Source organism: Streptomyces sp. NPDC015131 (assembly GCF_043079975.1).
Lineage (GTDB): Bacteria > Actinomycetota > Actinomycetes > Streptomycetales > Streptomycetaceae > Streptomyces.
Window position 1 is genome coordinate 446,905 of record NZ_JBIBVB010000001.1, and the last position, 13,082, is coordinate 459,986.

The window sequence follows — 13,082 nt, forward strand, 5'->3', positions numbered from 1 at the left end:
CCGTATGTGAAGGAATGGTAGAACGTACAACGATGGTCAGTCCCGGGCGAGATCGGTACGTCCGAGACGGGGAGGGGCGGGGCATGCTGGTCGATCCCACGCAGTTGCTGGACGACTGTGAGCGGGCCTGGCGCGAGGCGGGGGAGCCGTCTGCCGGCGCGGTTGAGCCGGTTGCTGCCGTACGGACCGCGCTCGTCCTGGAAGCGCTGGTGTCGTACCGGCTTCTCGCGGACCACTCCGACCTCCCGCGCGACACGGTCTTCGCACGCTGGCCCGCCTGCGCGGTCCACACCGTGGCGCTGGCCGACGGTCCGGAACTCCCGCGCCTGGTGGCTGAAGCCCGCGCGCGCGTGCTCGCGGCGCGCCCCGACCTGGGGTCACACGGAGCCGCCCCGGATAGCGCCGACGAATGGAGTCGCGCCGCGCAGGAGGCCGCCCGCTCGCTGGGCTGGACATGGCGCGTGCCGACCGCGGCGGAGGACGGTTCGGGCACCCCGCCCCGCGGCGCTACCTCCGCTCCCGAGGTCCGTCTCGGGCCCGGCGCGGGCAGCGTGCTCCTGACCCTGCCAGGCGAGCCGGACGCGGGGGACTGGCAACTGTCCGCCGACGGTGAGGTGTTTGCAGCCCTGCCGCCCTACTGGGTATTGCCGGGCCCCGTGCGCCGTGTCGAGGCGACAGACCCGAAGGGAACCACTCATGTCTCGGCGATCGTGGACCCGGACGATGCCCTGCTGGCCTTCGGCGTCGACGGCCACCGCATCCCCCCGGACGAGCCCCTGCCCGCCGCCGAGATCTGCCTTCTCCACGCCGGCACCCTGCAGACCGAGGGCGCCGACCCCGGCATCGTGGAACTGCCCACCCCGTACGGCTGGAACGGCTGGACGCTGAGCAGGGTGTCACTGACCGGGGTGACGCGGGTGCGGGCCGCCGCCGCGGTTCCGGGAAACTGGCTGGACGTAGCCGCCGGACGGCCGCTCGGGTGGGAGGGCGGTGCGACGCTGGCCTGGATCGAGGGCGACGACGGGGCACCCGTGTGGCACCGTCCGCCCGCTCTCCGGCTTCCGCGGCGCGCCGGTGAGCCGGACGCGCGACTCTGGCAGGCCGAAGTGCGCCGCCGCGGCCACGAGGAGCCTCTCGCCCGTCAGACCGGTGCTCCCGGGGAGCTCCTCGATCCCTGGAAGGACGTACCCCGCCCGCTTCTGGGACCGTATGAGATTCTCGTCCACCGCGTCGGCTCCCGGCGCAGGCGCCGACTGGCGGCCTTCCTCGCCGAGGGCATCACGGCCGAACCGACCGCTGAGTGGCGTCTGCTTGCCCCGCACGGAGGCCTGGCCCCCGCTCGGCTGACTCTCGGCACCGGCGGACCGGTCACCGCCTCCGAGCGCGTCGTCGCGTTCTCCCCGTACGAGATCACCAAGGGGCTGGTGCTGGGCGACGGGATCCGTCAGTTCACCGTCGAGATGTGCATTCCGCACTCCGAGGTCCGCCTCGAACTCGGCGGTCACCCCCTGACCTGGTCCATCCGGCCGCTCGACATCGATGCAGCTGACCTGGCCGGCGAGAGCGCCCTGACCGTCCGCCTGCCGGAACAGGCGGTGGCGGTGACACCTCTGCTGGCGCTGGTCGTCGAAGGGACGAACCTGCTCACGCTGCGTCCAGAACGCCGCACTCGCACGCGCAGAGGAGACCTCCGGTACTCACTGGCGGCCCTGGCGGACACCGTGCGCGACTGCGTGAAAGCCGAGATACGGCTGCTGGTTGCGGGGGAGAGCGTCCATGTCGCGACCGTGCGCACCCAGCCCATCGCGGAAAACGTCGTACCCGACGGCGGCGGACTGCTGCTGCGGGGGCTGAGCCACCCGGGCGAACTGACCGCCCGCCTGTACGCCGTCTTCGCCCCGTGGGAGCAGCCGTTGACGGCCACCGTCGACCAGAGCGGCCGTATCCCGCTGCCAGCGGCCTGGCGGTCGCTCGGCCCCCTGATCGTGCACCTGAAGGCGGGCGCCCCCACACCCACAGCTCCCGGATGGCCCCACCTGCGCGATCGCGACACCCTCGTGCTGCGCCGCTCCCCGTGGACCTCCGCCGCCGGCCGCGGATCCGGCGCAAGGATCTCGGAGTACCTGGCTGGGCACGGCGCGCTGCCGCGCGACACCGACGCGATCCCCTACCAGTGGATCGTGGCCGCCCGCGGACGCGACCTGCAGGCGTGCGGAGCCAGAGAGACGGCACCGGCGGAATGCCGCAGCGCCCTCGTGGACGCCGGGCCCACCGCCCTCACGGGAGCGGCCGACAGCGCACTGCGCTCCGGCGAACTCGCCTCCGTGCTCGCGGGCAGCGGTCTCGCCGCCCTGCGGATACGGGAAGTGGCGGACCCTGCCACCGTACGTCGCGTCTGGCGGCAGGCTCCTTTGTGTGCGCTGCTGCTCACGGCCCCGTTGCTGCCGTATCTCTCCGGTCACCCCGCTTATGACGTCGGCGAGCTCTACCCGGAGGAGGCGGAACTCCTCGGCGAGGTCGGCCAGTTTCTGGGCGACGCCAGCGCGGCGTTGCTGGCCGGGCAGGCGGATCCGAGCGGCGCGGTCGGCCGGTTCGACGCCCAGACCCGTGCCCTCGACCAGCTCCCTGAACTCCAGCAGCAGGCCGTGTGGCGCAGCGCCCGTGTCGTCCCTCGGGGCCTTCTGGACCCCGACACTCGTGCCGACGCCGCCTGGCAGGCGTTCCGTGCCCGCAAGGACCTCCAGTACCACGCCACGCGTGAGGAGTTTGCCGAAGCACTCGACGCCGTATCGATCTTCCTGGACGACGGACACCCCGACCTGGCCCAGGCCTTCCGCAGACGGGACCCAGGCCGGTTGCACGGGCCGGGCGAAGCCTGGATGCGGGTCCCTCACCTGTCTCTGGGATGCGCGCTGATCGCGAGGCTCGCCGCCGCCGGTGACGCCCGTGCCGCCGGTCTGGAACGGGGACTTCGCCACCTGTGGACGCCCATCGCGTCCCACGCACCGGATCTCACCGCCGTCGACATCGCCCTCGCGGAATGCCTGGTCACCGCGGAGGCCGTGCACAGCACCGGCTGACCACCGGTTCCCGTCCATCCCGTACCGCACCGGTACCGCCCCACCGCTCGTCCGAAGCCGACCGTCACATCGGAGCCTCCCGTGCACAGCCTCGACTCGCTCGCCACCTCCCGCATGATCAGCGACACCTACCGCCGCTACCTGCGTTCCCTGCTGCCCCTGCGCGAGCCCCGCCTGGCCGAGGCCCTCGCCCACGCCATCGACACCAGCCCGCTGCTCACCAAGGGGCCCCTGCTGGAGGCCACCCCCGCCTACGCGCCGGGCGCCACCCTGAACGAGCTCGTCGCAGAGGGCGTACTCGACCCCGCGTTCCAGCAGCTGACCGGCCCCGCACTGCCCGCCGACCGTCCCCTGTACCGGCATCAGGAACAGGCGCTGCGCAAGGCCGTCGCCGGACACAACCTCGTCGTGGCCACCGGCACCGGCTCCGGCAAGACCGAGAGCTTCCTCCTGCCCGTCCTCAACGCCCTTGCCGCCGAACACGCCCGCGGCACCCTCGGACCCGGTGTTCGCGCCCTGCTGCTCTACCCGATGAACGCCCTGGCCAACGACCAGATGAAGCGACTGCGCCGACTTCTCGCCGACGCCCCCCACATCACCTTCGGCCGCTACACCGGCGACACCAAGGACGATCCGCAGCGCGCCGCCGACACCTTCGAACAGCTCAACCCCGGCGAACCGCGCCTGCCCAACGAACTGCTTAGCCGACGCGAGATGCGCGCCACACCGCCCCACCTCCTGCTCACCAACTACGCCATGCTGGAGTACCTGCTGCTCCGCCCCCAGGACATGGACCTCTTCGAGGGAGAACAGGCGGGTTCCTGGCGGTTCGTCGTCGTCGACGAGGCCCACGTCTACGACGGAGCGCGCGGCGCGGAACTCGGCATGCTGCTGCGCCGTTTGAAGGACCGTGTGGGGCAGGGGCGGGAGATCCAGGCCATCGCCACCAGTGCCACCGTCGGCGCGGAGGAGAACCCGGCCGCCGTCACCGCCTTCGCCCAGGCCCTCTTCGACGTCCCCTTCCGGTGGGACGCGAGCGAACCCGCCGCCCAGGACCTGGTCACCGCCACCCGGGTCGCCACCCCCGGTGGCCCGCACTGGGGACCGCTGCCGACCACCGAGTACCTGCGCCTGGCCACGACCGCCGACCCCGGACCGGAGATCGTGTCGGCCGCCCGCATGCACGGCCTGCCCGCCGACACGACCGCGGCCACCGCCCTCGCCGCCGAGGCCGGCACCGTGGCTCTGCGCCGGGCCCTCGCCGACGGACCCCGGCCCGTGAACGAGATCGCCCGCGACGTCTTTCCCGGTGACCCCGTCGGACCCGCGGCGGTCACCGCGCTCATCCAACTCGCCAGCCAGGTGACCGACACCGACGGCGCTCCCGTGCTTTCCGCCCGCTACCACCTTTTCGCACGCGCCACGGAAGGCGCCTTCACCTGCCTCGACCCGGCAGGCCCCCACCTCGACCTGGCCCGCCACGAGACCTGCGCGCGGTGTGCCCGCCCCTCCTTCGAGGTGGGCGCCTGCCGCCGCTGCGGTGCCGTACACCTGCACGGCACCCTCACCGGCAAGGGGGCACAGGCCCGCCTCGCACACCGCAAGTCTCCCGACAGCCCCCACACTTGGCTGCTCCTCGACGGGGACGGCTCGGACACCTGTGCCGACGAGGACGACGAGACACTCGGCGACAACGCCAAGGGCGGCCTCAAGGAACGCCGACTGTGCACTCGCTGTGCGGCCGTGCACCCCGCGGCCACGGCATCCTGCACCGCTCCTGGATGCGGTGGCACCGAACTGCGCCGAGTCGAGCAACTCGACACCCACGAGGGCACCCCGGCCGCATGCCTCGCCTGCGGAGCGCGTGGTCACGGCATGATCCGCCTGTTCGAGGCGGGCAACGAGGCTTCGGCCGCCGTCCTCAGCACCGCCCTTTACCAGGCGCTGCCTCCGGCGACCGACGGCCCGGCCGCCGCACTGCCCGGACAGGGCCGCAAGCTGCTGTTCTTCAGCGACAGCCGACAGGCCGCCGCGTACTTCGCGCCCTACCTGGAGGACTCCTACACCCGCATCCAGCACCGACGTCTGATCACCCAGGCCGTCCGGCAGGGCTGCCCCGATCCCGACGAGCCCCTGCACATCGACGACCTCGTCGCCCACACCATCCGCGCCGCCGACCACGCCGGAGTATTCCGCCGCAACGACTCCCGCCAGGCCAAGCAGCGCGAAGTGGCCCTGTGGGTGATGCAGGAAGTGCTCAGCCTCGACGACCGCCAGTCACTCGAAGGCCTCGGCCTGCTCCGGGTCGACATCGACCGCGAGCCCTTCTGGCAGCCGCCCGCCGCCCTCACCTCACTCGGCGTGACGGACGACGAGGCATGGCTGCTGCTGCAGGAACTTCTGCGCAGTCTGCGCAACCAGGGCGCGCTCACCATGCCCGAGGACGTCGACGCGGGCGACGAGGCGTTCGCCCCGCGCAAGGGGCCCATCTGGGTCCGCTCCCAGGGCTCTGAGGCCAAGCGCAGGGTGATCAGCTGGCTGCCCAGCGCCGCGAGCGCCTCGAACCGACGGGTCGACTACCTCGTACGCGTACTCGACGTCCTCGGCCACCAGGGTGAACGACGGGCCGCCGCTCTCGATGTCCTGAACCGTCTGTGGACCGACCTCACGACAGGTCACCTCGCCGACTGGCTGCCGTCCGAAAGCCAACCGGGGATCGGCGTCGTCCGTCGGCTCGACCACGCCTGGCTGCGGTTGCGGCCGGTGACGGCGGACAGCGATCCGCTGTACGCCTGCGACCGCTGCCGCCGCATCACCGCGGTGTCCGTGCGCGGTGTGTGCCCGACGCTGCGCTGCACAGGACGCCTGGAGGACTTCAAGCCGTCGCCCGAGACGGACGAGCATCTCCGGCGCCTCTACCTGACCTTCGACCCTGTTCCCCTGCGCGCTCAGGAGCACACCGCGCAGTGGACCGGGGAGAAGGCCGCCGAGATCCAGGGGGAGTTCGTTCGAGGGCAGGTCAACGCCCTGTCCTGCTCCACCACCTTCGAACTCGGCGTCGATGTCGGTGAACTCCAGGCCGTCGTCCTGCGCAACATGCCGCCCTCCACCGCCAACTACGTCCAGCGCGCCGGCCGGGCCGGCCGCCGCGCCGACTCGGCCGCGCTGGTCCTCACCTACGCACAGCGGCGCCCCCACGACCTTTCCCGATTCGCGGAGCCCGAGCGGATGATCGCCGGGGAGGTGAGGGCCCCGATCGTCCCTGTCGACAACGTCCGGATCGACCGCCGCCACGCCCATTCCATCGCGCTCGCCGCCTTCTTCCGTGCCATGAAGGACGAGCGGGGCCGGATCTGGCGCAAGGCGGGAGAGTTCTTCCTTCCCGACGACACCACCGGTGAGATCGCCGCCCACACCGTGCGCGACTGGCTGACGCCTGTCCCGGAGGTCGTCATGGCCTCCCTGCGCCGGGTTCTCCCCGACACGGTCCAAGCCGAGATCGGCATCGACTCCGGCGACTGGGTCGCCGAACTGGACCGACTTCTGCGGGCCGCACAGCAGATCCTCGACCAGGACGTCACCTCGTACAGTGAACGCCGCGATCAGGCTGCGGCCGCCCGCAAGTACCGGCAGGCGGAGATGTACGAGAAGGTCATCCGCAACCTCACCCAGCGCGAACTGCTCGGGGTCCTCGCCAACCGCAACGTGCTGCCCAAGTACGGCTTTCCCGTGGACACCGTCGAACTGCGCATCCCCCAGGAAGGTGGCGCCGTCTCGGGGCAACTGGAACTCACCCGCGATCTGAGTGCCGCTGTCCATGAGTACGCCCCGGGGGCCGAGATCGTGGCGGGCGGCCACCTGTGGGCGTCCGCCGGTGTCTACCGGCTGCCGGACCGCGAACTTGTCAGCCGCCACTACGCCGTGTGCGCGACCTGCGGCCGCTACCGAGAGGCCACCGAACCCGTGGGCCCCGTCTGCTCCGCCTGCGGCACGCAGTCCGCGGGCGCGCAACGCCGGTACGTCGAACCAATCTACGGCTTCGTCGCCGCGCGCGGACCGCAGCGCCGCCCGGGGCAGACCCCGCCACGACGGTCCTGGTACGGCGACGTCCACATGTCCACCGAGACCGCCGACCTCCAGGAAGGCGCGACCACCTTCGTCTCCGGCCACACCACGCACTGGTCGGCGGGCACCCGGGGAGAGATGGTGGTCGTCTCCGAGGGACCGGCCGGCGCCGGCTACCAGGTCTGTGACTGGTGCGGCTGGGGTCGTCCGAACGCCCAGGCCGGGCCTCTGCGCGGCGGCCACCCGCACCTGCTGAAAGACACCCAGTGTACGGGCTCCCTCCGGGTCGTTTCCCTTGCTCACCGATACCAGACCGACTTCCTCCAGATCCATCTGGACCCGCTCACAGCCCTGACCGCCACCGCGGCCCGTCTGCGCTCCGGCCTGTACGCACTGCTCGAAGGCGCCGCCACACACCTGGAAATCAGCCGCGACGACATCGACGGCACGGTTCACACCGGCACCGACGGCATGCCGTCCCTGCTGCTCTTCGACACCACTCCGGGGGGCGCAGGCAACGCCGTGTCCATGGGCAAGCGGCTCGAACCGGTTGTCTCTGCCGCGCTTGCTCGGGTGACAGCCTGCGAGTGCGGCCCGGAAAGCAGCTGCTATGCGTGCCTGCGGAACTTCCGCAACGAGCGTTTCCACGAGCTGCTGAGCCGCCGTGAGGCCATCGCACTCCTCGATGCCCTGACTGGCAATTTGAGCTGAAGGGATGAGAGGCGACGTACAGACACGGTAAAATGGGACGTCAACCGGAGTCATTCGCCGCAGGGCAGCGGGTCGGGCAATAGAGATCCTGCTGGCCAAATATCGTGTCCTGGAGTTTGGGGATGCTGTTGGCACCGTGGTGGCCCGTCTTGTCATTCCAGGTTGCTGAGGGTGGGAGTCATGTCGTTGCGGCCGGAGGAGTGGCCCGAGATCCCCGAGGCGACGGCGAGGGTCGCACGAGCCGCGGCGGGGCGTAGGGAGGCACCGCTGGGGATGCAGGTGCGGGACCAGCTGGGCGCGCTCTTCGCGGATGCGGAGTTCGCCGAGGCATTCGGCCGCAGGGGCCGACGTGGATGGTCGCCGGGACGGCTGGCGAAGGTGACCGTGCTGCAGATGGCGGAGAACCTGACCGACCGCGCCGCCGCCTGGCGGGTCCGGTTCGATCTGTCGTGGAAATACTGCCTGGGCCTGGAGCTGGAGGACGTCGGCTTCGACGCCTCGGTGCTGTCGGAGTTCCGCACCCGGGTGGTCGACCACGGTCTGGAGGAGCGGGTGCTGGATCTGCTGGTGGCGGCGCTGAAGGAGAAGGAGAAGGGCCTGGTCAAGACCGGAGGCAAGCAGCGTACAGACTCCACCCATGTGCTGGCGGCGGTGCGGGAGTTGAATCGGTTGGAGCTGGCCGGGGAAGCGATGCGGGCCGCGTTGGAGGCCCTGCCCGCCGCGGCCCCGCACGGGGTGGATAGGCGCTGGAGGTCGGTGAGTGGACCCGGCGCTGCGGGCGGCGGATCGATGCGTCCTGGCGCTCGCCCGATTCCCAGGCCCAGCGGGACGAGCTCGCCCTGGACTACGGCCGCGACGCGGTGGCCCTCCTGCGGACGGCCTACCATCCGGCCGCGCCACTCTGGCTACGGGAGCTGCCCGCAATACAGATACTGCGACAGATCACCGTCCTGAACTACCTGATCACCACCGTGGGCGGTCGGGAGGTGGTCAAGCGGCGGGAGGCGGACAAGGACGGTCCCCCGCCCGGCAGAGTCCGCCTGACCTCGCCCGCCCCTTGTCCCCAAGTGGCACGACACCCCGCCCGTCAGATGTCCCGGAAAATCTCGATCTGCGCGCCCACCGAGTTCAGGCGCTCCGCCAGGTCCTCGTAGCCGCGGTTGATGACGTAGACGTTGCGCAGCACCGAGGTGCCCTCGGCGGCCATCATGGCCAGGAGGACGACCACCGCGGGGCGCAGGGCCGGGGGGCACATCATCTCGGCGGCGCGCCAGCGGGTGGGGCCCTCGACCAGCACGCGGTGCGGGTCCAGCAGCTGGAGCCGGCCGCCCAGGCGGTTGAGGTCGGTGAGGTAGATGGCCCGGTTGTCGTAGACCCAGTCGTGGATGAGGGTCTGGCCCTGCGCGGCCGCCGCGATCGCCGCGAAGAACGGCACGTTGTCGATGTTCAGGCCCGGGAAGGGCATCGGGTGGATCTTGTCGATCGGCGCCTCCAGCTTGGAGGGCCGCACCGTGAGGTCCACCAGCCGCGTACGGCCGTTGTCGGCGGCGTACTCGGCGCTCCGGTCGTGGTCGAGGCCCATCTCCTCCAGGACCGCCAGCTCGATCTCCAGGAACTCGATCGGCACCCGGCGGATCGTCAGCTCTGACTCGGTGACCACCGCCGCGGCCAGCAGGCTCATCGCCTCGACCGGGTCCTCGGAGGGGGAGTAGTCGACGTCCACGTCGATCGCCGGCACACCGTGCACCGTCAGGGTGGTGGTGCCGATGCCCTCGACCTTCACCCCGAGGGCCTCCAGGAAGAAGCAGAGGTCCTGGACCATGTAGTTGGACGAGGCGTTGCGGATGACGGTGACGCCGTCGTGGCGGGCGGCGGCCAGCAGCGCGTTCTCGGTCACCGTGTCGCCGCGCTCGGTCAGCACGATCGGGCGGTCCGGGGTGACCTGGCGGTCCACCTCCGCGTGGTACAGGCCCTCGGTGGCGGTGATGTCCAGGCCGAAGCGGCGCAGCGCGATCATGTGCGGCTCGATGGTCCGGGTGCCGAGGTCGCAGCCGCCCGCGTACGGGAGCTTGAACGCGCGCAGCCGGTGCAGCAGCGGGCCGAGGAACATGATGATGGACCGGGTGCGGCGGGCCGCGTCGGCGTCGATGGCCGCCATGTCGAGGTGCGCGGGCGGGGCGATCTCCAGGTCCATGCCGTCGTTGATCCAACGGGTGCGCACCCCGATGGAGTTCAGGACCTCCAGCAGCCGGTAGACCTCCTCGATCCGGGCGACCCGCCGCAGCGTGGTCCGGCCCTTGTTGAGGAGCGAGGCGCACAGCAGCGCCACACAGGCGTTCTTGCTCGTCTTGACGTCGATGGAGCCGGACAGCCGCCGGCCGCCCACTACGCGCAGGTGCATGGGACCCGCGTACCCGAGGGACACGATTTCACTGTCGAGCGCCTCGCCGATCCGGGCGATCATCTCAAGGCTGATGTTCTGGTTACCGCGCTCAATGCGGTTGACGGCGCTCTGACTTGTGGCCAGCGCCTCGGCGAGCTGCGTCTGCGTCCAGCCGCGGTGCTGCCGGGCGTCACGGATGAGCTTGCCGATGCGTACGAGGTAGTCGTCTGCCATGCCGGAAGGTTATCTCAGATATGAGATGCCATTCGCGTTGGGGTAGGCCATCAGAGTGACAGGCCGAGCGCCGTGGGGTGCCGGGGCTCGTACAGCGGGAGTTCGCCCCCGCTCGGCAGCCGGACCGCCGCCAGCAGCCCCCACCCCTGGTCGCTGACCGGCCGGGAGACCTCCGCCCCGCGCTGCGCCAGCGTGTCGAGCGTGCGGCCGATGTCGTCGCACATGAGGTAGAACTCGTGCCGGGGCTCACCGTGCGTCGGATGCACCGCCACCTCGGCGGGCGGCAGCCTGAAGATGAGCCAGCCGTCCCCGGCGTCGACCCCGTCGAACCCCAGCACGTCCCGCAGGAACGCCCGGTCGGCGTCGGCGTCCTTGGTGTAGAGGATGACGTGGGCGCCACTGAACATGCTCCGATGCTCCGCCGCCCCCTGCCGCCCCGCCAGCCGGGCACCGCCGTCCGTGGGCCCGGTCGTCCAGGGCGCCGCCGCCCGGGGCCCCGCCATTCCCGGGACCACGGACGGCAGGCGGTTCCGCGCCGGTCCCGGGACCGCCCGGCCCGGTCACCGCCCGTGTTCCGCCGTCTCCACCGCACGCCGCGCCCGGCCCCGTTACGGTGATCCGATGACCGAGACCTGGAACGCCACCGCGGCCGGCGTCCTGCGGCTGCCCTCCGGGCGCACGGTCCGCGGCCGGGCCCTGCGCCGGCCGCTGCCGGACGGCCCGCCGCCCGAGTACGCCGTGTACCTGCTGGGCAAGCCGCCGCCCGAGGTGCCCTGGGAGGCGACCTGGCTGCGCTGGCCCGACTTCCGGCTGCCCGCCGACCCGGTGCGCGCCCGGCATGTCCTCGGCGCCGCCTGGGAGCGCGCCGCCACCGAGCGCGTCGAGCTGGCGTGCGGCGGCGGTCGCGGCCGGACCGGCACCGCCCTGGCCTGCCTGGCCGTGCTCGACGGGGTGCCGCCGGACGAGGCGGTCGGCTTCGTACGGCGGCACTACGACCGCCACGCGGTCGAGACGCCCTGGCAGAGGCGTTACGTGCGCCGCTTCGCCGCGTCCCCGTCCGGCACGGCCTGATCCCGCGTCACGTCCCGGACGAACACCACGGCGTCCATGCTCGCCAGGTGGGCCGGGTCGAGCGGGGCGTACCCGAACCACGGCGAGACCCGCGGCCCCGGCAAACCCCCGCCCGCCGCCTCTCCCGGCATCCCGCCCAGCGCCCCACCCGGCACCTCGCCCGCCGTCCCGCCCAGCGCCGCGGCCAGCCGGGCGGGGTCCACCACGCCCCGGTCCGCCGCCGTCGCGTACAGCAGGCCCTCCAGGGTCCCCGGCGGCGGCTCGTCCACGCCCTGGTGCCGGATCGTGCCGAGCGCCGTGGCGGCGAACGCGTACCGCTCACCGAGCCGGAGGCTCACCAGCGCGCCGGCGCTCCACCACTCCAGCGGCGCGCCGCCCATCCGCATGGAGCTTTTCTCCCGCTGGAGGTGGGAGTTGTGGGCGTGGACGAGCACCGGCCCCCGTTCGGCGAGGGCGAGGAGATTCGCGGCCATGATCCGGTCCCGTTCGCCGACGAGCCCGGTCAGCCGGGCCGGCGAAGTGTCGGCCATCCAGTGGTGGTAGCGCAGCAGGCCGGTGGCGGCCCGGCCGTGCAGGCGCGCCCGCTCCCACGCGTCCCGGGAGGTCGCCGCGATCAGGTGCGGCGCCTGCGTCTCGGCCAGCGCGGTCAGTTCGGCGGCGAGCAGCCGCAGCTCCCGGGCGGGCGCCGACCGCCCGGCGGAGCGAGCCGGGTCGGTCATCGCGGCGGGCTCGGTCCACCGTTCGTCGGCGCCGAGCAGCCGGTCCAGCGCCTGGGCGGTGCAGGGCAGCAGGCCGGTGTCCCCGTGCGCCGCGAGGTAGCCGTGCAGCGCGGTCAGGGACTCCCGGGGGCTCGCCGCCCCGGTGATCTCCAGCGGGCCGTCGATGCCGGCGAAGCGCACCCGCCGCCCGGCCGGGAGGCCCTCGTTGCGGGCCCGCATCCAGCGGACCAGCGCGCGGTTGGCGGCCGAGGAACCCCAGCCGTGGCTGAACCCGTGCTCCATGACCGCGTCCAGGGTGCCGGGGCCGCCGGTGACGTAGTCGTCCACGATCAGGCCGCGTACGCAGTCGGTCTCCAGCGCGACGGTCCGGTACCCCTCCTCCTCGACGAGCCGCCGGAAGAGGGTGTCGCGCATGTGGAGCAGCGCGTCCTCGCCGTGGGTGGGCTCGCCCAGGCCCAGCACCCGGGGGCGGCCGGGGAGCAGCCCGAGCAGGGCGGCGGAGTCGACGGGGCGGACGGCTTCCATGAGGTCAGTGGCCATGCCCTGAACGCTATCGTTGAAGGAACCGTGGAGACTTTTCCCAGCCAGGGGCCACGAGAGCGCAGAGCTACCCCGGCAAAGTCTCAAAGCGGGGAAAGCCGCGCCGGTGCGCCGTGCGGGCATGCCGGAGGGCGTGGCGGGGCACGCCTCGTCGCCGGGCGTGCTCATGTACTAGAGTTATCTCGACATCGAGATATCTGCCGAAAGACGCACCGCAGCCGCGCCAGCCGGTAAGGGTTACCTAACTAAGTCTTACCTTAGCGGATCGGCGAGGAGCCA

At 72.0% G+C, this 13,082-nt stretch carries 7 protein-coding genes; 4 read left to right on the forward strand and 3 right to left on the reverse strand.

Annotated elements, in window-relative coordinates; genetic code table 11:
* Positions 1-83 precede the first annotated feature (83 nt).
* The 3 genes from ACF08D_RS01685 to ACF08D_RS01695 all read left to right on the forward strand — a co-directional run bounded on the left by ACF08D_RS01685 (position 84) and on the right by ACF08D_RS01695 (position 8,810).
* The gene (locus ACF08D_RS01685; protein WP_392220467.1) at positions 84-3,080 is read left to right on the forward strand and encodes a hypothetical protein; all 2,997 of its coding nucleotides are present in this window, start codon (positions 84-86) and stop codon (positions 3,078-3,080) included.
* Between the two features lie 81 nt (positions 3,081-3,161).
* Complete coding sequence (locus ACF08D_RS01690; protein ID WP_392220469.1) at positions 3,162-7,856, forward strand: DEAD/DEAH box helicase; 4,695 nt, start codon at positions 3,162-3,164, stop codon at positions 7,854-7,856.
* A 171-nt stretch (positions 7,857-8,027) separates the two neighbouring features.
* Positions 8,028-8,810, forward strand: coding sequence for a transposase (locus ACF08D_RS01695; protein WP_392221179.1), 783 nt, complete (start codon positions 8,028-8,030; stop codon positions 8,808-8,810).
* Positions 8,811-8,943: 133 nt separating this feature from the next.
* Here the strand turns inward: ACF08D_RS01695 and ACF08D_RS01700 are convergent, their stop codons facing one another.
* Together ACF08D_RS01700 and ACF08D_RS01705 are read right to left on the reverse strand one after the other, a co-directional pair.
* Entirely contained in the window at positions 8,944-10,473 is a 1,530-nt protein-coding gene (locus ACF08D_RS01700; protein ID WP_392220471.1) for a helix-turn-helix domain-containing protein, read from the reverse strand.
* Positions 10,474-10,523: 50 nt separating this feature from the next.
* A complete protein-coding gene (locus tag ACF08D_RS01705; protein ID WP_392220472.1) occupies positions 10,524-10,880 on the reverse strand; it encodes a VOC family protein in 357 nt (118 codons plus the stop codon).
* A gap of 214 nt (positions 10,881-11,094) precedes the next feature.
* On the opposite strand from ACF08D_RS01705, the gene ACF08D_RS01710 reads away from it, so the two are divergent.
* Complete coding sequence (locus ACF08D_RS01710) at positions 11,095-11,544, forward strand: protein phosphatase (protein WP_392220474.1); 450 nt, start codon at positions 11,095-11,097, stop codon at positions 11,542-11,544.
* Here the strand turns inward: ACF08D_RS01710 and ACF08D_RS01715 are convergent.
* Entirely contained in the window at positions 11,502-12,803 is a 1,302-nt protein-coding gene (locus ACF08D_RS01715; RefSeq protein WP_392220475.1) for an erythromycin esterase family protein, read from the reverse strand. The two genes, ACF08D_RS01710 and ACF08D_RS01715, sit on opposite strands and share 43 nt — an antisense overlap.
* Positions 12,804-13,082: the final 279 nt, after the last annotated feature.

Bases quoted from the DNA above. Each gene is read 5' to 3' on its own strand.
- ACF08D_RS01700 (WP_392220471.1), bottom strand. From the start codon at position 10,473: ATGGCAGACGACTACCTCGTACGCATCGGCAAGCTCATCCGTGACGCC.
- ACF08D_RS01705 (WP_392220472.1), bottom strand. From the start codon at position 10,880: ATGTTCAGTGGCGCCCACGTCATCCTCTACACCAAGGACGCCGACGCC.
- ACF08D_RS01685 (WP_392220467.1), top strand. From the start codon at position 84: ATGCTGGTCGATCCCACGCAGTTGCTGGACGACTGTGAGCGGGCCTGG.
- ACF08D_RS01710 (WP_392220474.1), top strand. From the start codon at position 11,095: ATGACCGAGACCTGGAACGCCACCGCGGCCGGCGTCCTGCGGCTGCCC.
- ACF08D_RS01715 (WP_392220475.1), bottom strand. From the start codon at position 12,803: ATGGCCACTGACCTCATGGAAGCCGTCCGCCCCGTCGACTCCGCCGCC.